Consider the following 19031-nt stretch of genomic DNA (forward strand, 5'->3'; position numbering starts at 1 on the left):
TCCTCAGGCCTTGCGCCGCGCCGCCATGACCCAGATCACAGCCAGACCCAGCGAGATGATCACGTTGTAATTGGCCATGGACAGGCCGAACAAGTCCCATGCGATCTGGTCGCATAGCACGATCGGCGCGCCGCAATCGGGGTCGAGCAACCCGCAATCGCTGGCCGCCGACAGGTCCACCCCGCGCGAGGTGCAGGTGGTCGGCCCAAGCCACCAGTGCCGCTCGACCCCGGTGTGATACATGGCCAGCCCGGTCGAAACGAGCATGTTCAGCCCGCCAAGCCACGCCACGATGGCGCGCGGAAAGGCCAGCCCGACCAGCCCGAGACCGATGCCGATCCGGTGCGGCCAACGCTGCCAGAAGCACATGGTGCAGGGCTCGATTCCGATCACGAACTGAAAGAACAGCGCGCCAAGGAACAGGGCGGCCGAGCCAAGGCCCGCCAGCAGGATGAGATTGCGCCGGGACAGGCTGTTGAGAAGGGTCATAGATATTTCACCACATAGAAGCCGCCCGCCAGCAGTAGCACGAACACGATGAACATCAAGCCGAGCCGCTTCTCGATGAAATCACGAATGGGTGCGCCGAACTTCCAAAGCAGCGCCGCCACGACGAAGAAGCGCAGGCCACGGGCAATGACACTGGCCACCATGAACACGCCGAGGTTCAGCTGCGTGACACCGGACATGATGGTGATGACCTTGTAGGGGAAGGGCGTGACCCCCGCCACCAGCACGGCCCACGCCCCCCATTCGTTGTAGCGGGTGCGGAAGTCTTCGAAATAGGCATCCTTGCCATAGAATTCGAGCACCGGGCGACCGACCGTCTCAAACAGACCATAGCCGATGTAATAGCCCAACATCCCGCCAAGCACTGACGACACCAGGCAAACCGTGGCGATCAGGAACGCCCGGCGCGGGGCGGCGATGATCATCGGGATCATCAGGATATCGGGCGGGATCGGAAAGACGGAGCTTTCGAGGAAGGAAATCACCGCGAGTGCAACCAGTGCGTAGCGATGTTCGGCCAAGCTCATGGTCCAGGTATAGAGGCGTTGGATCATCGAAAAGGGCTCCGCTGGAAAGGCCCTTGGGCGATGCCGCATTCCGGGGGGGCGGTCAAGCGGGGGCGGCCCCACAGCGGCCATCTGCGTGCTTCACCCTCGGGGCCGTTGCCGCTATGCCTCTGAAAACGGCAATTTGCCCGTCCCTGCGGATGGGCGCGGGCGGGCGAGGAGGCCTCATCATGACGGTAGTGATCGCGGGCGCGGGCATCGGTGGGCTAAGCCTTGCCCTGACGCTGCACGAGGCGGGCATTCATTTTCACATGGTCGAAGCGGTGGAGGAGTTGAAACCTCTCGGGGTGGGCATCAACCTGCAACCGCACGCGGTGCGAGAGCTGTTCGCGCTCGGGTTGGAGGACAAGCTCGACCGGATCGGACTGCGAACCAAGGAGGTGGCCTATTTCTCGCAACAGGGCAACCTGATCTGGTCGGAACCGCGCGGCATGGACGCGGGCTATCACTGGCCGCAATTCTCGGTCCATCGGGGCGAGTTGCAATATTTGCTTTTCAACGAGGTGCTGGAGCGCTGCGGCCCCGAGGTCATCACCACCGGCGCGGCGCTGGCGGGATGGGATGAAGACGCCCATGGTATCGTTGCGCATCTTGTCAATCGTCGCACCGGCACGGCCCTGCCTGATCTGCACGGGCAGTTGCTGATCGGGGCCGACGGGATCAATTCAACCCTGCGCGCCGCGCTCTACCCGGACGAGGGCCCGGCCCATTGGCGCGGCACGATGATGTGGCGCGGGGTGACGCGGGGGCCATCTTTCCTGAGTGGTCGGACGATGGCCATGGCGGGCACGGCGGACCGCAAATTCGTCTGCTACCCTATTCAGGATCTCGACAACCGCGAGGTGCGGATCAACTGGATTGCCGATCTAGCGATGCCCGCCGGGTATGAATGGAACCGGCAGGACTGGAACCGAGAGGGCCATCTGCACGCCTTTGCCGACCGGTTCGAGGCTTGGTCCTTCGACTGGCTCGACATTCCCCGTCTCATCCGCGAGGCCGAGGGGGTTTGGGAATACCCGATGGTCGACCGAAACCCGCTGCCCCGCTGGAGCCATGGGCGCGTGACGCTGTTGGGGGATGCTGCCCATGCCATGTACCCGATCGGCTCGAATGGCGCGACGCAGGCGATCATGGATGGTCGGGTTCTGGCGCGCGAAATGCTGACACACGGCCAGACCGAGGCGGCGCTGACAGCCTATGACGCCGCCCGGCGTGAAGAGGTCAACGCGTTGGTGCTGGCCAACCGGGGCGACGGGCCTGACATCGTGCTGGATACCGTGGCCGCGCGCGCACCGGATGGATTCACCGATATTTCCGAGGTCATGAGCGCCGAGGAACTGGCCGGGATCGCCGCGGGCTACAAGAAAATCGCGGGCTTCGACGTGGACCAGTTGAACAGCCGTCCCGGCCTGATGGAGATGTGACGCAGGCACCGGCGGCCCGGACCGTCGGTGGTGCCGGTCGGTTTGGCCCCGCCGCCGAGGCAGAGACTTGCGCCGCCCCGCTTCTCAGACGGGGGGATGTCGCCTATGTTGACAGCAATACTTGTTTTCAGATCAGGATCACCGTCGCGCCATGACACGACCCTATGACAGCATCCCCGAAATCGCATTGGACTGGCACCGGCAGGGCAAGGGCGCGGCTCTGGCCACGGTCGTCGAAACATGGGGCAGCGCGCCGCGCCCGGTGGGCAGCCAATTGGTGATTTCCGGCGCGGGCGAAATGGAGGGCTCCGTCTCGGGCGGGTGTGTCGAAGGGGCGGTGGTGGTCGAGGCGATGGAATGCCTCGACTCCGGCGCGGCGACCTTGCTGGAATTCGGCGTGGCCGATGAACAGGCCTTCGCCGTCGGTCTGGCCTGCGGCGGGCGTATCCGGGTGCTGGTGGAACCGGTGGGCCGTGTTCTGCCGGTCGAGATGCTGGAGGCGTTGGTCGATGCGCGTGCCGCGCGCGAACAAGCGGCCTACGTGGTCAACCCCGATACCGGCGCACGGCGCCTGGTGGCCGGACCCGGCGACGCGCTGGAGACTGAAATCGCCGAGCGGTTTCGCCGCGACAAATCCGGCTTCGAAGGCGACTGGTTCATCGGTATCCACAACCCGCCGCTGCGCATGGCCATCGTCGGTGCGGTCCATATCGCGCAGGCGCTTGTGCCGATGGCGCGGCTTGCGGGGTATGATCCGGTCTTGATCGACCCGCGCCCGGCCTTTGGGGCCGAGGCCCGCTTTCCGGGGGAAACCATTCTCGAAGATTGGCCGGACGAGGCGTTGGCGGCCTTCGGGCTGGACCCGCGCACGGCGGTGGTGACCCTGACCCACGACCCCAAACTGGATGATCCAGCGATCGAGGCGGCGCTGAAATCCGGCTGTTTCTACCTCGGGTGCCTCGGGTCGACCCGGACCCACGCCAAGCGCGTCGAGCGGTTGACCGAGGCCGGGTATTCCCCGGCGCAGATCGCGCGCATCCACGGGCCGGTTGGCCTTGATATCGGGGCGCAGGGACCGGCGGAAATCGCTATCTCGATCTTGGCCGAAATCACCCAAAGACTGCGCCAGCCATGAGGTTCGGCGCGGTCCCGCTGGTTGACGCCCAAGGCGCGATCCTTGCCCATTCGGTGCAAGTTCAGGCCGGGCGGCTGCGCAAGGGCCGCGTTCTGAGTGCCGATGACCTTGCCGCCTTGCAAGAGGCGGGGCTGAGCGAGATCACCGTCGCGCGTCTCGATCCGGGCGACGTGGAAGAGAACGCCGCAGCGATGCGGCTGGCCCAGGCCCTGGTGCCAGATCCGCGAGGCGCGGGGCTGACAGTGCAGGAGGCATTTACCGGACGGGTCAACATTCGCGCGGATCGTCGGGGGGTTGTCTTGCTCGATGCCGAGGCGGTTCACCGGCTGAACGCGGTTGATCCGATGATCACGCTTGCCACCGTTCCGCCAATGCAACGCAGTTGGCCGGGCATGATGGTGGGGACGGTCAAGATCATTTCCTACGGTGTCGATGGTGCGGCGCTGGCGCAGGCCGAAAAGGTCGCGCGCGGGGCCATGCAGGTGTGCCCTGTCAGCCGCCACCGCGCCACCCTGATCGTAACCGAAGTGGCGGGCCGACCGGTCAGTGCCGAAGACAAGGGCATTCGCGCGGTTCAAGGCCGTCTCGACGCGCTTGGGATCACGCTGGACGCGCTCAGGATCGTCCCGCACGAGGCCGGGTCCATCGCCTCGGCGCTGCGCGCGGCAAAGGGCGATCTGTCCTTGATCCTGACCGCCTCGGCCACCTCTGACATCCATGACGAGGCCCCGGCGGCGGTTGTCGCGGCGGGGGGGGAGATCGCGCGATTCGGGATGCCGGTCGATCCAGGGAACCTGCTGTTTCTGGGCCGGATTGGCACGGTGCCTGTGATCGGGCTGCCGGGCTGTGCGCGGTCGCCCGCCTTGAACGGTGCCGATTGGGTGCTGGAGCGGATCGCCTGCGGCCTCGCGGTCGAGGCTGGTGACATCGCAGCCATGGGTGTCGGCGGTTTGCTCAAGGAAATTCCGCAACGGCCACAGCCCAGGGCGGGCCGCTCTACCTGAGGGCGAATTTTGCGCCCCCGCGCCCGTCATGGGCGACTTGCCTCATCACGAAAAATTTTCGTTTGTGATGAGGCGATTCCGTGTTTGGATAGCCGCATAATCAAGGGAGGATCTCAATGACTCAGGTCACAATGACCGTGAACGGCAAATCCGTTTCCGGTACCGTGGAAGGGCGCACATTGCTGTCCGAATTTCTGCGCGAAGGCCTGCGCCTGACCGGCACCCATGTGGGCTGTGACACCAGCCAATGCGGTGCCTGCGTGGTGCATGTGAACGGAAATGCCGTGAAAAGCTGCACCATGCTGGCTGCCGAAGCCGAAGGCGCAGAGGTCAGGACGATTGAAGGAATGGCCGATGCCGACGGCACTTTGTCCACCATCCAACAAGCGTTTCAGGACCATCACGGCCTGCAATGCGGGTTCTGCACACCCGGAATGGTGATGAGCGCCGCCGCCCTTTTGTCGGAGAACCCGAAGCCGACCGAGGCCGAGATTCGGGCTTATTTGGAAGGGAACATTTGCAGATGCACAGGATATCACAACATCGTGAAAGCCATTATGGCCGCCAGCGGACAGGAGGCGTCTGCCGTCGCAGCGGAATGATGCGGCCCGCGCTGGCCGCAATCGGTCTGACCACGGTGCTTGCGCCGGGGCTGGCGCAGGCTGAAGGGTTTTCCTCGGGCTACGTGACCGGCTTCGTGTCGGAAACCGAATGCATGGACACCGCACGCAGTTCCATGAACGCGCGCTTCCATGCCTTCGGGATGGACCCCGATACCGGCGAGGCGACGTTCTCGGTCTTTGGGTTCGACGTGCCGCCGGGCAACACCATGGTGGCGATCATCTGCTCGGAAGATCAGGGCCGCGTGACCGCGTCCGTGACCGGCTACAGCCTGCCCGAAGACGGCAACCGCCTGCAAACGGTCGAGGATTTCATCGACATGTTGGAAGGCAATCCCGTTGGCAGCGGCGGCCCCTCTGGCGGTGGCGGCAACAAATAACCGCGCCGGTCCCCCCCAGAGGACGGGGCAGGACGACAGGTGTGACGTGATACACCCCCATCCGCGTCGTGGGCGGGGGGACACGAGATAACAGGGAGGAAACGATGCCGAAAGATCATGGCATAGGCGCGAGTTCCAAGCGCCGCGAGGACGTCCGGTTCCTGACCGGGAACGGCAATTATACCGATGACATCAACGTTGCGGGACAGGCCTATGTGCATTTCCTGCGCTCTGACGTGGCGCATGGGCGGCTCACCAAGGTCGATACCTCGGCTGCTGCCGAAATGCCGGGCGTGATCCGCGTCTTTACCGGCGCCGATTTCGAAGGCGTGGGCGGCCTGCCCTGTGGCTGGCAGGTCACCGACAAACACGGCAACCCGATGCAGGAACCGGCGCACCCGGTTCTGGCGCAAGGCAAGGTCCGCCATGTGGGCGATCCGATTGCCGCGATCGTGGCCGAAACCCCGGCTCAGGCGCGCAACGCGGCGGAAGCTATCGAGATCGACATCGAAGATCTGCCCGCCGTCATCGACATGAAGGCCGCCCTGCAAGAGGGCGCGCCCAAGGTGCATGACGATCTGGACAACAACCTTTGCTATGACTGGGGGTTCGTGGAAGAGAACAAGGGCGCGGTCGACGAGGCGTTTTCCAAGGCGGCCCATGTCACCACGCTGGAGCTGGTCAACCAGCGGCTGGTTGCAAACCCGATGGAGCCGCGCGTCGCCGTGGGTGATTTCAACCGCTCGACGGGCGATTCCACCCTCTACACCACCAGCCAGAACCCGCATGTGATCCGGCTGTTGATGGGCGCGTTCGTTCTGGGCATTCCGGAACACAAGCTGCGCGTCGTGGCCCCCGATGTGGGCGGCGGCTTTGGCTCGAAGATCTTCCACTACGCGGAAGAAGCGTTTTGCACCTTCGCCGCCAAGGCATTGGCGCGGCCCGTCAAGTGGACCTCCAGCCGGTCCGAGGCGTTCATCTCGGACGCACATGGCCGCGATCACGTGACCAAGATCGAACTGGCGCTGGATGCCGACAACAACTTTACCGCGCTGCGCACCGAGACGTATGCGAATATGGGCGCCTACCTGTCCACCTTCGCGCCGTCGGTGCCGACCTGGCTGCACGGCACGCTGATGGCAGGCAACTACAAGACGCCGCTGATTTACGTGAACGTGAAGGCGGTCTTCACCAATACGGTGCCCGTCGATGCCTATCGCGGCGCCGGGCGGCCCGAGGCGACCTACCAGCTGGAACGAGTCGTCGACAAGGCGGCGCGGGAACTGGGTGTCGATCCGATTGCCCTGCGGCGGCAGAACTTCATCACTGAATTTCCCTATGCCACGCCCGTGGCGGTGGAATATGACACCGGTGATTACAACGCCACGATGGACAAGCTGCTGGAGATGGTGGACCGCGACGGGTTTGACGCGCGCGCGGCGGAAAGTGCCAAATCGGGCAAACTGCGCGGCTTTGGCGTCAACACCTATATCGAGGCCTGCGGTATCGCGCCCTCGGCCCTTGTCGGCCAGTTGGGGGCCCGCGCCGGACTTTATGAATCGGCCACGGTGCGCGTCAACGCCACCGGCGGTCTGGTTGTCATGACCGGCAGCCACAGCCACGGGCAGGGCCATGAAACCGCCTTTCCGCAGGTGGTTGCTGACATGATCGGCATCCCCGAGGATATGGTCGAGGTGGTCCATGGCGACACTGCAAATACACCCATGGGCATGGGCACCTATGGCTCTCGCTCGCTGGCGGTTGGTGGATCGGCCATCGTGCGCGCGACCGAGAAGATCATCAACAAGGCCAAGAAGATCGCGGCCCACCTGATGGAAGCGTCCGAAGGCGATATCGAGCTGAAGGACGGCCAGTTCACCGTTGCGGGCACCGACAAATCGGTTGCCTGGGGCGATGTCACGCTGGCGGCCTACGTGCCCCATAACTACCCGCTGGAAGAACTGGAACCGGGGCTGGAGGAAACCGCCTTCTATGATCCGGCCAACTTCACCTATCCCGCAGGCGCCTATGCCTGCGAGGTGGAGGTCGATCCCGACACCGGCAAGGTGGAAATCTGCTCCTTCGCGGCGGCGGATGACTTCGGCAACGTGGTCAATCCGATGATCGTCGAGGGCCAGGTTCATGGCGGTCTGGCACAAGGCATCGGCCAGGCGCTGCTGGAAGGCGCGGTCTATGACTCGGACGGGCAACTCTTGACGGCGTCCTACATGGACTACGCCATGCCGCGCGCCGATGATGTGCCAAGCTTTCAGGTCGATCACAGCTGCTCGACGCCGTGCACCCATAACCCGCTTGGCGTGAAGGGGTGTGGCGAGGCCGGGGCCATTGGCAGCCCGCCCGCCGTGGTCAATGCTGTCGTGGACGCCCTGAACCGGGGCGGCCATAACGTCACCCATATCGACATGCCGCTGTCGCCGTCGCGCGTCTGGTCGGCGATGAACGGGTAACCCGGGACAAGGAGAGAACCCCATGTATGAGTTTGAATTCAAACGTCCGGGAAGCGTCGCCGAGGCCGTCGCGGCGCTCGGATCGGAAGAGGCGCAGATCCTCGGAGGCGGGCAGACCCTGCTGCCGACGATGAAGCAACGTCTGGCCGCGCCTGCGGTTCTGGTCAGCCTTGGCGGCATTGGCGAGATCAAGGGCGTCTGCACCGACGATGCGGGCCGCGTTTGTGTGGGCGGGGGCACCCCCCACGCGGTCGTGGCGGTCGAGACCGCCGACAGTTATCCGGCGCTGTCGCACTTGGCGGGCCATATCGGCGATCCGGCGGTGCGCAACCGGGGCACCATCGGTGGCTCGTTGGCCAACAACGATCCGGCGGCCTGCTATCCGGCTGCGGTGCTTGGCTCGGGCGCGACCGTCGTCACCAACAATCGAGAGATTGCGGCAGATGACTTCTTCGACGGCATGTTCACGACGGCGCTCGAAGATGGCGAGATCATCACAGAGGTGAAGTTCCCGGTACCGCAGGCTGCGAATTATCAGAAGTTCCTGCAACCGGCGTCGCGTTTTGCGCTGACCGGGGTCTTCGTCGCCAAGTTCGCCGATGGCGTGCGCGTGGCGGTCACGGGCGCCTCGGAGGAGGGGGTACATCGCTGGACGGCGGCGGAAGAGGCGCTGTCGGCCAATTTCTCGCCGGATGCGATCGACGGGTTGTCGGTTTCGGCAGATGGCATGATTTCCGACATGCACGGCTCGGCCGCGTATCGGGCCAATCTGGTCAAGGTGCTGACCAAGCGGGCCGTGGCCGCCGCAAGCTGAACGCGCCCCACAAGACAACAAAAAACCCCCGCGCCTTGGCGCGGGGGTTTCGTTTTGCGGTATTGCCGGCTTAGAGGCCGAGGGCATTCCGCAAGCGGGTCACCACTTCGGGGACCAGCTCGGGGTTGTTGCGGGCCTGTTCGATGGCGGCGCTGAGGGCCGTGGTTGCGACCGGGGTCAGATCGGCGTTCTGCACGGCCTGCAAGGCTGCGTCCGCATTGAACCCGTCAACCGTGAACAGGGTCGAAAGGTCGGCAGCCCCCGCAAGCGCGTCCGTTGCAGCAGGCGCGGTGTCTTCGGCTGCGGTGGTTTCCTGCATGGTGTCCGTGGCCGCCTGATCCGTCGCCTCGGCAGAGTCTGCGGTGGCTTCGGCAGGTGCCTCTGCGGTCGGCTCCGCTGCGTCCTCGGTCGGGGCAACGGCCTCGGCTGCGGTGTCAGCGGTCGACTCCATGGTCTCTGCCACAGGTTCAACGGCTTCGCTGGCAGCGTCAACGGCGCTGTCTGCGGCCTCGGTGGCGGTATCGACGGCCTCGCTTGCCGCGTCGGACATGGTGTCTGCGGCCTCGGTCGTGGTTTCGGTCACCGCCTCGGTCGCATCTGTTGCCATGTCTTCGGCGGTTTCAGCCGCCTCGGTGGCGGTTTCTTCCGCTGCGGTGGCAGCCTCGGTCGCCACGTCGCTGCCGGTGTCCATGGCGTCGGACGCGGCTTCCTCTACGGCGTCTGCGGCTTCTTCGACCGTTTCGGTCACGGCTTCGGTGGCGGCGTTGACGGCATCGCCGACCTCTTGGGCGGCATCGGATGCGGCCTCGACCGCCGCGTCGGCGGCGTCGGACATGTTGGCATCATCCGTGGTTTCAACGGCTTCCGGCGCTTCGACCGCGTCTTGCGCGGCAGGGGCCGATTCCATGGATTCGGTTTCACGCATGGTCATCAATGCGTAACCGCCGCCGCCGATGGCAGCGAGGGCAATCAGGATAATCAAAGCTCTGGACATAATGACAACTCCAATTTTCGGGTTGTGGATGGACTTTCGCCCCAGATAGGCTGTCCGCTGCGGCGGCGCAACAGCAACCAATGCAACACCCTGCAATCGCGCGGCAATGCGCCGGGGTTTGCGCTTGAACACCGACAGCCTCAACGCTACTTTGGGCCACCGCAATCCGTGGCAATAGAAGGATTTTAGCAATAGCCCGCAGACCGCACAACGCGCCCCCGACGCGCGACACTGGCCCCCGCGTGAATGAACGTATCCGGGAGCCCGAAATTCGATTGATTGGTGCCGATGGCGAAAACGTTGGGGTCGTGGCCCCGGCGCGCGCCCTCGAAATGGCCACCCAAGCAGGACTCGACCTGGTTGAAATTTCACCCAACGCGACGCCGCCGGTCTGCAAAATCATGGATTACGGCAAGTTCAAGTATGAGCAGCAAAAGCGCGAATCCGAGGCCCGCAAGAAGCAGAAGACCATCGAGGTCAAAGAGGTGAAATTCCGTCCCAACACGGACACCCACGACTACGAAGTCAAGATGCGCAACGTGGTGAAATTCCTTGAAAACGGTGACAAGGTGAAGGTCACGCTGCGATTTCGCGGTCGCGAGATGGCGCACCAGAACCTTGGCCGAGAATTGCTTGAACGCGTTGCTGGTGACGTTCAGGAAATCGGCAAGGTCGAGAACATGCCGAAGATGGAAGGCCGTCAGATGGTCATGATGATTGGCCCGGCGAAATAGCCGTCACCTTCGCAGGTGAATGGAACAGGCGCGCCTTTGACCGGCGCGCCTTTTTTCGTGGCCCCTTGTCGAACCACCGCGGCGACCCACTGTTGAAAGACATGAGATACGAGGGACGACAGATGACACAGGCAAGACCGGACGTGACCGATCTGAAGGAAGCGGCCCGCCCCAAGGCACCGCGAATCGCCGGCGCAACCGACATGCACCGGCGGCAGGGCCGACAGTTGGCGATGATCCACCGGATGCATCTGCAACAGATGGCTGGCGTGCAGCGCGTTCTGGATGACATCGCCGCGGGGCAGGGCGCGCCCGCGGCCTTGGCCGAAGCGGTGCCGCAGATGGAAATGCTGCGCAATTATCGCCAGTTCGGCAACCTGTGCGGGCAGGAGTGCCAGTTTCTCGATTATCACCATGGTGCCGAAGAACACGACATTTTCCCGCACCTCGCATCGAAAGGGGGCGACGGGCTGCGCAAGGTGATCGACAAGCTGCGCGAAGAACACGAGGTCGTCCACGCCCTGTTGGAACGGCTTTACGCCGATGCGGTGCGTCTGGTGCAAGACCCCGGGCCCGACGCCTTTGACGAGGCGCGGGCGACCTTCGAGGCGTTGGACCGCGTGGTGCGCTCGCATTTCGGCTACGAGGAAGTGGAGCTGGAAGAGGCGCTCGGCGTCTATGGCGGGCTCTGAGCCGCGCCAGCAGGCAATCAGGATTTGGTCAGCACGAGGAAGGTCATCATTCCCAAGGGTGGATGCGGGCGCTGGATCTCGACCGACAGGTCCGGCTCTTGCAGAACCCGGTCGAGTTCGAAATCCGAATGCCAGCCGAGGACGTTCTCCAGCGGGGCGGTGATCCGTTCCAGCATGGCCAGAATCCCCCGGTCGCGCGCGAAGTGGTTGGCGATGACGACCTGCCCGCCGGGTTTGCAGACACGGGCGATTTCCGACATCACCTGTTCCGGGTCGGGCACCACGGACAGCACGTGCATCGCGGTCACGATGTCGAAATGGTCATCGGGAAAGTCGAGCGCGCGGGCATCCATCTGGCGCAGGTCCACCACCTGGCGCAGGCCCAGTTCCCGGACTTTTTCCCGCGCCCTTGCAAGCATGTCCTCGCTGAAATCAACGCCTGTAACCGATACGTCCGCACCGTAGAAGGGCAGGGCCAATCCGGTGCCGACACCGACCTCCAGCACCTTGCCGCCGGTGGCATTGATGTAGTCGACGCTGCGGCGGCGGCCGGAATTGGTGATCAGGCCAAAGGTGCGGTCATAGACAGGCGCCCACCGGGCGTAAGATTTCTGAACGGCTTTGATATCCAAATCAGGTCTTTCCAGTTGGGGTTGCAGGGCCGGGCGACAGCAGCGCCCAGATCACGATGCCGATATAGCCGATGCACAGCGCAACCATGGTGATCCAGGCATAGGTCAGCACGGCCGCGCCGAAAAAGGCGAAACCGACCAGAACGAACTTGACCTTGTCGCGCGAAATGCGGGTGGTCTTGAACGACCAGATCGGGATGCGACTGATCATCAGCAGGCCGATCCCCACGATGTACAGGCACAGCAGGCTGTCGGGCAGAATGGGCGCGTTGGCGAAAGCGAAGGACACGAACATCGGCAACAAGACCAACATGGCCCCCGCAGGGGCCGGAACGCCGGTGAAAAACGAGGGGTCGGCGGGGACGACCTCGTCCTTGGCGGCGACGTTGAACCGGGCCAGCCGCACCACGCAACAGACGGAAAAGACAAGAACGGTCAGCCAGCCGGTGCTGCGCATGTCCTGCAACGCCCAGAAATACAGGACAAGCGGCGGGGCCACGCCGAAATTCAGGAAATCGGCCAGCGAGTCCAGCTCCGCCCCCATCTTGCTGTCGCTGTTGAGCAGCCGGGCCAGCCGCCCGTCGATCCCGTCGAAGATGCAAGCCGCAAGGATAAGCTGCACCGCCAAAGCGTAGTTGTTATGCACGCCAAAGCGGATGGCCGTCAGCCCCGCGCAGATCGCGGCGATGGTAATCATGTTGGGCAAGAGCTGAAAGATCGCCAGCTCGGCGGGGGGCTTGTCGTTGGTGCCCGGCATGGCTCACGCCTCCTGTTCGGGGGCGGTCAGGTCGGCCAAGACGGTTTCACCCGCGACCATGGTCTGGCCAAGCTCGACCAGCGGCACGACGCCATCGGGCAGGTAGACGTCAAGGCGCGAACCGAAGCGGATCAGGCCAAAGCGATCACCGGCCCGGAGCGTGGCGCCCTCGGACACGAATGACACGATCCGCCGCGCCACCAGCCCGGCGATTTGCACCACGACCAAATGGCGGCCATCTGCCATTTCGATGCTCAGGCTATTGCGTTCGTTGTCCGAACTGGCCTTGTCCAGCGAGGCGTTGAAGAACTTGCCGGGACGATAGGCGATCGCGGTGATGCGCCCGGCCACCGGGCTTCGGTTCACATGGCAATTGAATACGCTCATGAAAATGCTGACCCGCGTCAAGGGGGCGGCCGAAAGCCCCAACTCCGCCGGGGGCACAGCCGGTTCGATCAGCGACACGATCCCATCTGCGGGGCTGATCACCAGCCCGTCGCGCGCGGGTGGCACCCGCTCGGGGTCGCGGAAGAAATAGTAGCACCAGACCGTCAGCCCGACGCCGACCCAGCCCAAGGGGGCCCACAGAACGAACAGGACAACCGTGACAGCCGCGAAGATGGCGACGAAGCGAAGGCCCTCCCGGTGCATGGGTTTGATGAAAGTGCCAAGCATGGTCATCTGGGAAGCCTCGGGGTTGGTGGGGGTAAGCGCGTTCTACGTCCGCGGCCGGGCCAGGCAAAGGGGCCGTGATGTCGCCCCACCCACTCGTGATCGGCCGGACGACAGAGAAAGAGGGCCATCTGGCCCTCTTGTCCGGTATCCCGCCTGCGTCAATCGAGGAACGCTTTTTCCACCACATACTGCGCAGGTTTGGAATTCGCGCCTTCCTCCAGCCCGTAGTCTTCCAGCATCTCTTTCAATTCAAGATTGAAGGCAAGGTTGCCGCAGATCATGGCGCGGTCGGTTTCAGGATTGATCGGCGCGACGCCCAGATCCTCGAACGCCTCGCCCGAGCGCATCAGGTCGGTGATCCGGCCCATCTTGGCGCTCTCCTCGCGGGTGGTGGTGGGGTAGTACTTTATCTTTTTCCAGAACCCCTCGCCGATCACCTCGTTGAGCAGTTCGTCTTCCTTGAGGCTTTCGATGATTTCACGGCCATAGGTCAACTCGCCCGCCTCGCGGCAGGTGTGGGTTATGATGACCTCGTCATAATCCTGGTAGGTCTGCGGTTCGCGCAGCAGGCTGGCAAAGGGGGCAAAGCCGGTGCCGGTGGCAAAGAACCAGATCCGCTTGCCGGGCAAGATCGCGTCATGCACCAAGGTGCCCACGGGCTTGGGCCGCAGGATCACCTGATCGCCCACCTCGATATGTTGCAGTTTCGAGGTCAGCGGACCGTCCGGCACCTTGATCGAGTAAAACTCCAGCTCTTCATCCCAAGACGGCGAGGCGATGGAATAGGCCCGCAAAAGGGGCTTTTGTTTGCCTGTTTTGGGGTCAGGGTCGCCCATCAGGCCGATCATCACGAACTCGCCCGAGCGGAACCGCAGCGAGGCGGGCCGGGTGCAGCGGAACGAGAACAGGCGGTCGGTGTAGTGCTTGACCTCCGTCACGGTCTGCGCGTCGGGAAGGGTGGGCACTTTTACGGCGGAGGCGGAGGCGTCTGTCACTGGTTTTTGCTCGGTCATGTCAACTGTTGCGGCCTTGATAAAGCCGACTCCTTCATTAAGCTTTGATCTGTGTCAGGAAAAGGGGGTGATCAAGCCCCGCGAAGCCGCGACCGATAGTCATGGTCGCGCCAGTTGGCGCGGGCGCGCCATTGATCCTGCGGTTGTCGGGCGGCCAGATCGGCGCTGATCTGGACATCGTCAAAACCCGACCGGCGGACCATGGCGTATTGGTCGGCCAGCACATGCCCGGTGGCACGCAGGTGACCGGTAAAGCCCATCTGGCGCAGTCGGCGGGCCAGCGTGAAGCCACGCCCATCGGCGAAGGACGGGAAGGCGATGCGCACGACATCGGCGTGAAGCGCCGCCGCCAGATCATCCGCCGTTGCGTCCGAGGCAAGGTCGTGGGCCGGCAATGTCTCGGCCGGGGCAAAGCCTGCATCGGTGACGATCACGGCGTCTTCGGTCATCATGTCTTTCATATCGCTTGTCTCCTCAGGAGGCATCTTTCAGGGGGCCGCGCACGATCCGCCCGTCGATGAAGTGAATACCGCATTCTTCCTTCTGCTCGCCCCGCCAGCGGCCCGCGCGCGGGTCTTCCCCGGCTTTCACGGGGCTGGTGCAAGGAGAGCAGCCGATGGATGGATAGCCCTTGGCCACCAGCGGGTGACGCCGCAGGCGGTTGTTCACCATGTAGTCCTGCACGTCCTCGGGCGCCCAATAGGCCAGCGGGTTGATCTTGATGCGGATGTCGGCCTCGGTCTCGAAGAAATCGAGCTGCGCACGGGTGCCGGACTGGAACCGCTTGCGCCCGGTGATCCAGCTATCGAACGGGGCCAGCGCATGTTCCATCGGGCGAACCTTGCGCAGGTCACAGCAGGCGTCGGTGTCGTGCTGGTGCAACGTGCCGTCCGGGTCGCCTGCAAGGATGGAAATCTTGCTGGCATGAATGGTGCGCACGTCCTCCAGACCCAACTCTGCCGCAACATCTTGCTGATAAGACAGAGTTTCGGGGAACAACATCTGCGTGTCGATGAACAGCACCGGTGTTTTCGGCTCGATGACAGAAACCATATGCAGAAGCACAACGGATTCCGCCCCGAACGAGCTGACCAGTGCGATCCGGCCAAGATCGGGGTCTTTCAGCGCGCGTTCCATCACCGCCGTGGCCGAATGATGCTTGTAACGCGCGTTCAGACCCTCGACCCAGCCAGAAAGCGATCCGATGGGGGCGTCAAGCGGCACGGGTCTTTGCCTCCGGGTATAGGGCGGATTTGAAGGGCTCGATGCCAACGCGCCGGTAGGCTTGAAGGAAGGTTTCCCCCGCATCCTGCCGCAGGCCCAGGTAGGTGGTCACGATGGTTTCAACCGCGCCGACGATCTCGTCATAGGCAAAGCCGGGGCCGGTGCGGGTGCCGATCACCGCATCCTCGGTGCCGTCGCCGCCAAGGGTGATCTGGTAGTTTTCCACCCCCGCGCGGTCTAGGCCCAGAATGCCGATATGGCCCACATGGTGGTGCCCGCAGGCATTGATGCAGCCCGAGATCTTGATCTTGAGCGGACCGACCTCGTGTTCCAGCTTCAGCTCTTCGAAGCGCGTCGCAATCTCCTGCGCGACGGGGATCGACCGGGCCGTCGCAAGTGCGCAGTAATCCATGCCGGGGCAGGCGATGATGTCAGAGATCAGCCCGATATTGGCCGTGGCCAGCCCCGCCTTTTGCAGCGCCGCATGAAGGGCGGGCAGGTGGCGCTTGTGGACATGGGGCAGGATGACGTTCTGCTCGTGGCTGATGCGCAGCTCATCATGGCCGTATTGACTTGCCAGATCAGCCATGACGCGCATTTGGTCTGCCGTGGCGTCACCAGGGGTATCGCCCTGTTTCTTCAGGGAAATCGTAGCGATGGCATAGCCGTCTGCGCGATGCTCCGCCAGATTGGTATCGGCCCAGGACCGGAAGATCGGATCGGCGGCGTAGGCTGTGTCGAAGGCGTCGACCGGCGCGGTCTCAAACGTGGGTGCTACGAAATGCGCCTTGATCTCTTCCAGCAGCGCCACGTCCTTGCCACCCGCATAGAGCGGCTTGCGAAGGGCAAATTCGGTCTCGACCTCTTCGCGCAGGTTTTCCAAGCCGAACTCATGCACAAGGATCTTGATCCGCGCCTTGTACTTGTTGTCCCGCCGCCCGATCACGTTCCAGACGGCGACCGTGGCTTCCAGATAGGGCAGCAGGTCGGCGGCGGGGATGAACTCTGCCAGTACCTTGCCGATCATCGGGGTCCGGCCAAGCCCGCCACCGACCAGCACCTGATAGCCGATCTCGCCGTCCTGCTCGACGATGCGCAACCCGATGTCATGGGCGGCCGTCACCGCGCGGTCGTTTGGCGCGCCGGTGATGGCGATCTTGAACTTGCGCGGCATGAACTGGAACTCCGGGTGGTCCGTGGACCATTGGCGCAGCAGCTCTGCCACCGGGCGGGGGTCGGCCACTTCGTCGGCGGCGGCGCCGGCGAAATGGTCGGCGGTCACGTTGCGGATGGTGTTGCCGCTGGTCTGGATGGCGTGCAGGCCGACCTCGGCCAATGCATCCAGCATATCCGGCACGTCGCGCAGGCGCGGCCAGTTGTACTGGATGTTCTGGCGGGTGGTGAAATGGCCATAGCCCTTGTCCCACTTTTCCGCCAGCAGCGCGAGTTGGCGCATCTGGGCGCTGTTGAGCGTGCCATAGGGAATCGCGACCCGCAGCATGTAGGCATGCAATTGCAGGTAAAGCCCGTTCATCAGGCGCAGCGGTTTGAACTCATCCTCGGTCAGCGACCCGTCAATGCGGCGTTCCACCTGCGCGCGGAACTGAAGGTTGCGCTCGGCCAGGAAATCGCGGTCGAATTCGTTGTAGCGATACATGTTACAGCTCCACCTGCTTGCCATGGGCGTAGTTGGAGGGGCCACGGGTGCGGAACACCTCGCGGAAATGGGTGGGTTCGGGGCCGGTTTCCCCCGCGACCGCATCGGCCAGATAGACGCCCACCACGGTATCGACCTGCTGCTCGGCATCGAGCAGGCGGATCTGCGCGTGGGCCTCGTCGGTGATCAGCTCGGCCTCTTCGTGGCGGCGGGTCCAGCGGTCATCGGCTGTCAGGTAAACCACGTCCCCTTCCAGCAGATGGTTGGCGGTGATGACTTTCGGGGTGAACCTACGGGGCATGTGCAAGCTCCTGCAATTCGGGAAGACGGGCCTCTGCCGCGCGCGGCGCGATACCGTAGAGAAGGATGGCGGGGCCGCCCAGATCGGCGGCATCTAGATCGGAGGCGAGTGTTGCCAGACAACTGGACAGGGTGCGGGCCTGCGGGCGAGAGGCGTTTTCCACAATGGTCACCGGGGTGTCGGCGGCGGCCCCGTGCATCAGCAGGCGACCTTGCAGGAAGCGCGCGCCTTTCTTGGCCATGTAGATCGCAGCCACCGTATCGGGGCGCGCCAGCGCGGCCCAATCCTGCTCGGCAAAGCCTTCGGTGTCATGGCCGGTCAGGATTCGCAGGGCAGAGTTCCGGCCCCGGCGTGTCAGGCTTTGGCCGATTCCGGCGGCGGCGGCAGAGGCCGAGGTGATGCCGGGCACGATGGACCACGCCACGCCCGCTGCGTCGAGCGCGTCGATTTCCTCGTCGAGGCGGCCATAGATCGCGGGGTCGCCGGATTTCAGGCGCACGACGTGCAGGCCCCTTTGGGCGTGCCGGACCATCAGGCGACCGATCTCGTCTTGCGGGGTGTGGCGGCCAAAGCCTTGCTTGCCGACATCCAGCAGCGTCGCCTCGCGGCGGGCGAGTTCCAGGATGTCCGGCGCGACCAGACGGTCGTGGATGATCACATCGGCCTCGTCCAGAGCCCGGCGGGCCTTTAGAGTCAATAGCTCGGGGTCGCCGGGGCCAGCGCCGACCAGCGCGACATGGCCGGACCCCGACTTGTCCGACAGGTGATGGGCCAGCAGCGCGCGCAGCCCATCCTGCACAGCGGCTTCGCCGCCGTTGGCCAAGGTCTTGGGGCCCTTGTCGAAATAGTACTCGGCCCAGAAATCGCGGCGTTTGCGCCCAAAGGGCAGGGCCTCGACCGCGCCGCGAAAGGTCTTCCCGATCCGCGCGAGCGTGCCCAGTGTCACTGGCAGCCGCTCTTCCAGATCGCGCTTGATGGCGCGCGCCAGGACCGGGGCTGCCCCCTCGGTGCCGATGGCAACGGTCACCGGGTCGCGGTCGACGATGGCGGGGGTGATGAAAGCGCTGTCGGCGAGGTTGTCGACGATATTGACCAGCACCCCGGCCGTCTCGGCGAGGGATTTGATGCGCGCGTCGGCGGCTTCGTCTTCGTCGGCGGCATAGACGAGGCGCGCCCCGGCGACATCGGTCGCGCTCAGGGGGCGGCGGATCAGGGACAAGTGGCCTTCGGCGGCCCAGGCCTCGATCTCGGGGGCGGGCGATGTGCAATAGACCTCGATCCGTGCCTCGGTCTTCATCAGCAGCCGCAGCTTGGCCATGGCCGCATCGCCGCCGCCCGACAGGATCAGGCGTTGGTTCTCGACAGATACAAAGATCGGAAAGTGCTTCATCGCGCTGTCCTCATCACAGGGTTTCTGCAACGATATATAGG

21 protein-coding genes are annotated in these 19031 nt (G+C 64.1%); 9 read left to right on the top strand and 12 right to left on the bottom strand.

Annotation, left to right across the window (positions count from 1 at the left end):
* Positions 1 to 3 precede the first annotated feature (3 nt).
* Together BKY27_RS12350 and BKY27_RS12355 are read right to left on the bottom strand one after the other, a co-directional pair.
* Entirely contained in the window at positions 4 to 489 is a 486-nt protein-coding gene (locus BKY27_RS12350) for a disulfide bond formation protein B (RefSeq protein WP_071674801.1), read from the bottom strand.
* Entirely contained in the window at positions 486 to 1064 is a 579-nt protein-coding gene (locus BKY27_RS12355) for a YqaA family protein (RefSeq protein WP_071674802.1), read from the bottom strand. Before BKY27_RS12355 ends, BKY27_RS12350 begins: the two co-directional genes overlap by 4 nt.
* A 182-nt stretch (positions 1065 to 1246) precedes the next feature.
* On the opposite strand from BKY27_RS12355, the gene BKY27_RS12360 reads away from it, so the two are divergent.
* The 7 genes from BKY27_RS12360 (at position 1247) to BKY27_RS12390 (ending at position 8921) form a co-directional block, all read left to right on the top strand.
* Complete coding sequence (locus BKY27_RS12360; protein ID WP_071674803.1) at positions 1247 to 2500, top strand: flavin-dependent oxidoreductase; 1254 nt, start codon at positions 1247 to 1249, stop codon at positions 2498 to 2500.
* 151 nt (positions 2501 to 2651) lie between these two features.
* Positions 2652 to 3635 carry an XdhC family protein gene (locus tag BKY27_RS12365; RefSeq protein ID WP_071674804.1) on the top strand — a complete coding sequence of 328 codons (984 nt, stop codon included), beginning with the start codon at positions 2652 to 2654 and terminating at the stop codon, positions 3633 to 3635.
* On the top strand, positions 3632 to 4639 hold the full coding sequence (locus BKY27_RS12370; RefSeq protein ID WP_071674805.1) for a molybdopterin-binding protein: 1008 nt from the start codon (positions 3632 to 3634) through the stop codon (positions 4637 to 4639). Before BKY27_RS12365 ends, BKY27_RS12370 begins: the two co-directional genes overlap by 4 nt.
* Before the next feature lie 116 nt (positions 4640 to 4755).
* The gene (locus BKY27_RS12375; protein ID WP_071674806.1) at positions 4756 to 5241 is read left to right on the top strand and encodes a (2Fe-2S)-binding protein; all 486 of its coding nucleotides are present in this window, start codon (positions 4756 to 4758) and stop codon (positions 5239 to 5241) included.
* Positions 5238 to 5639: a hypothetical protein gene (locus BKY27_RS12380; RefSeq protein ID WP_071674807.1), complete on the top strand. Its 402-nt coding sequence runs from the start codon at positions 5238 to 5240 to the stop codon at positions 5637 to 5639. Before BKY27_RS12375 ends, BKY27_RS12380 begins: the two co-directional genes overlap by 4 nt.
* 104 nt (positions 5640 to 5743) lie before the next feature.
* Positions 5744 to 8107 (top strand): xanthine dehydrogenase family protein molybdopterin-binding subunit, encoded by a 2364-nt coding sequence (locus BKY27_RS12385; RefSeq protein ID WP_071674808.1) that lies wholly within the window; start codon positions 5744 to 5746, stop codon positions 8105 to 8107.
* Between the two features lie 22 nt (positions 8108 to 8129).
* Complete coding sequence (locus tag BKY27_RS12390) at positions 8130 to 8921, top strand: FAD binding domain-containing protein (protein WP_071674809.1); 792 nt, start codon at positions 8130 to 8132, stop codon at positions 8919 to 8921.
* Positions 8922 to 8991: 70 nt separating this feature from the next.
* Here BKY27_RS12390 and BKY27_RS12395 read toward each other — a convergent pair whose 3' ends face one another.
* A complete protein-coding gene (locus BKY27_RS12395; RefSeq protein ID WP_146636234.1) occupies positions 8992 to 9915 on the bottom strand; it encodes a hypothetical protein in 924 nt (307 codons plus the stop codon).
* A gap of 242 nt (positions 9916 to 10157) precedes the next feature.
* Here BKY27_RS12395 and infC point away from each other — a divergent pair, with 242 nt between their 5' ends.
* Together infC and BKY27_RS12405 are read left to right on the top strand one after the other, a co-directional pair.
* Complete coding sequence (gene infC / locus BKY27_RS12400) at positions 10158 to 10649, top strand: translation initiation factor IF-3 (protein WP_233491831.1); 492 nt, start codon at positions 10158 to 10160, stop codon at positions 10647 to 10649.
* Between the two features lie 101 nt (positions 10650 to 10750).
* Positions 10751 to 11341 (top strand): hemerythrin domain-containing protein, encoded by a 591-nt coding sequence (locus BKY27_RS12405; protein WP_084667961.1) that lies wholly within the window; start codon positions 10751 to 10753, stop codon positions 11339 to 11341.
* A 17-nt stretch (positions 11342 to 11358) separates the two neighbouring features.
* On the opposite strand, the gene BKY27_RS12410 is transcribed toward BKY27_RS12405, so the two are convergent.
* The 9 genes from BKY27_RS12410 to cysG form a co-directional block, all read right to left on the bottom strand.
* On the bottom strand, positions 11359 to 11973 hold the full coding sequence (locus BKY27_RS12410; RefSeq protein WP_071674812.1) for a class I SAM-dependent methyltransferase: 615 nt from the start codon (positions 11971 to 11973) through the stop codon (positions 11359 to 11361).
* 1 nt (position 11974) lies between these two features.
* Complete coding sequence (pssA, locus tag BKY27_RS12415; RefSeq protein WP_071674813.1) at positions 11975 to 12730, bottom strand: CDP-diacylglycerol--serine O-phosphatidyltransferase; 756 nt, start codon at positions 12728 to 12730, stop codon at positions 11975 to 11977.
* Between the two features lie 3 nt (positions 12731 to 12733).
* Positions 12734 to 13411 (bottom strand): phosphatidylserine decarboxylase, encoded by a 678-nt coding sequence (locus BKY27_RS12420; protein WP_071674814.1) that lies wholly within the window; start codon positions 13409 to 13411, stop codon positions 12734 to 12736.
* 152 nt (positions 13412 to 13563) lie between these two features.
* Complete coding sequence (locus BKY27_RS12425; protein ID WP_071674815.1) at positions 13564 to 14418, bottom strand: ferredoxin--NADP reductase; 855 nt, start codon at positions 14416 to 14418, stop codon at positions 13564 to 13566.
* Between the two features lie 71 nt (positions 14419 to 14489).
* Positions 14490 to 14879, bottom strand: a complete 390-nt coding sequence (locus tag BKY27_RS12430; protein WP_233491832.1) for a DUF934 domain-containing protein — start codon at positions 14877 to 14879, stop codon at positions 14490 to 14492.
* A 13-nt stretch (positions 14880 to 14892) separates the two neighbouring features.
* Positions 14893 to 15642, bottom strand: a complete 750-nt coding sequence (locus BKY27_RS12435; protein WP_267888893.1) for a phosphoadenylyl-sulfate reductase — start codon at positions 15640 to 15642, stop codon at positions 14893 to 14895.
* A complete protein-coding gene (locus BKY27_RS12440; protein ID WP_071674816.1) occupies positions 15632 to 17299 on the bottom strand; it encodes a nitrite/sulfite reductase in 1668 nt (555 codons plus the stop codon). Before BKY27_RS12440 ends, BKY27_RS12435 begins: the two co-directional genes overlap by 11 nt.
* A 1-nt stretch (position 17300) precedes the next feature.
* Complete coding sequence (locus tag BKY27_RS12445; protein ID WP_071674817.1) at positions 17301 to 17600, bottom strand: DUF2849 domain-containing protein; 300 nt, start codon at positions 17598 to 17600, stop codon at positions 17301 to 17303.
* Entirely contained in the window at positions 17590 to 18990 is a 1401-nt protein-coding gene (cysG, locus tag BKY27_RS12450; protein WP_071674926.1) for a siroheme synthase CysG, read from the bottom strand. The genes BKY27_RS12445 and cysG overlap by 11 nt, the downstream gene beginning before the upstream one ends.
* Positions 18991 to 19031: the final 41 nt, after the last annotated feature.

This window comes from Nioella nitratireducens, from assembly GCF_001879715.1.
Classification (GTDB): Bacteria; Pseudomonadota; Alphaproteobacteria; order Rhodobacterales; family Rhodobacteraceae; genus Nioella; species Nioella nitratireducens.

Coding starts and splice junctions, on each gene's coding strand:
- BKY27_RS12440 (WP_071674816.1), bottom strand. CDS start 17,299: ATGTATCGCTACAACGAATTCGACCGCGATTTCCTGGCCGAGCGCAAC.
- BKY27_RS12430 (WP_233491832.1), bottom strand. CDS start 14,879: ATGAAAGACATGATGACCGAAGACGCCGTGATCGTCACCGATGCAGGC.
- BKY27_RS12405 (WP_084667961.1), top strand. CDS start 10,751: ATGAGATACGAGGGACGACAGATGACACAGGCAAGACCGGACGTGACC.
- pssA (WP_071674813.1), bottom strand. CDS start 12,730: ATGCCGGGCACCAACGACAAGCCCCCCGCCGAGCTGGCGATCTTTCAG.
- BKY27_RS12390 (WP_071674809.1), top strand. CDS start 8,130: ATGTATGAGTTTGAATTCAAACGTCCGGGAAGCGTCGCCGAGGCCGTC.
- BKY27_RS12385 (WP_071674808.1), top strand. CDS start 5,744: ATGCCGAAAGATCATGGCATAGGCGCGAGTTCCAAGCGCCGCGAGGAC.
- BKY27_RS12370 (WP_071674805.1), top strand. CDS start 3,632: ATGAGGTTCGGCGCGGTCCCGCTGGTTGACGCCCAAGGCGCGATCCTT.
- BKY27_RS12380 (WP_071674807.1), top strand. CDS start 5,238: ATGATGCGGCCCGCGCTGGCCGCAATCGGTCTGACCACGGTGCTTGCG.
- BKY27_RS12355 (WP_071674802.1), bottom strand. CDS start 1,064: ATGATCCAACGCCTCTATACCTGGACCATGAGCTTGGCCGAACATCGC.
- BKY27_RS12375 (WP_071674806.1), top strand. CDS start 4,756: ATGACTCAGGTCACAATGACCGTGAACGGCAAATCCGTTTCCGGTACC.
- BKY27_RS12365 (WP_071674804.1), top strand. CDS start 2,652: ATGACACGACCCTATGACAGCATCCCCGAAATCGCATTGGACTGGCAC.
- cysG (WP_071674926.1), bottom strand. CDS start 18,990: ATGAAGCACTTTCCGATCTTTGTATCTGTCGAGAACCAACGCCTGATC.
- BKY27_RS12445 (WP_071674817.1), bottom strand. CDS start 17,600: ATGCCCCGTAGGTTCACCCCGAAAGTCATCACCGCCAACCATCTGCTG.
- BKY27_RS12350 (WP_071674801.1), bottom strand. CDS start 489: ATGACCCTTCTCAACAGCCTGTCCCGGCGCAATCTCATCCTGCTGGCG.
- BKY27_RS12360 (WP_071674803.1), top strand. CDS start 1,247: ATGACGGTAGTGATCGCGGGCGCGGGCATCGGTGGGCTAAGCCTTGCC.
- BKY27_RS12420 (WP_071674814.1), bottom strand. CDS start 13,411: ATGACCATGCTTGGCACTTTCATCAAACCCATGCACCGGGAGGGCCTT.
- BKY27_RS12425 (WP_071674815.1), bottom strand. CDS start 14,418: ATGACCGAGCAAAAACCAGTGACAGACGCCTCCGCCTCCGCCGTAAAA.
- BKY27_RS12395 (WP_146636234.1), bottom strand. CDS start 9,915: ATGTCCAGAGCTTTGATTATCCTGATTGCCCTCGCTGCCATCGGCGGC.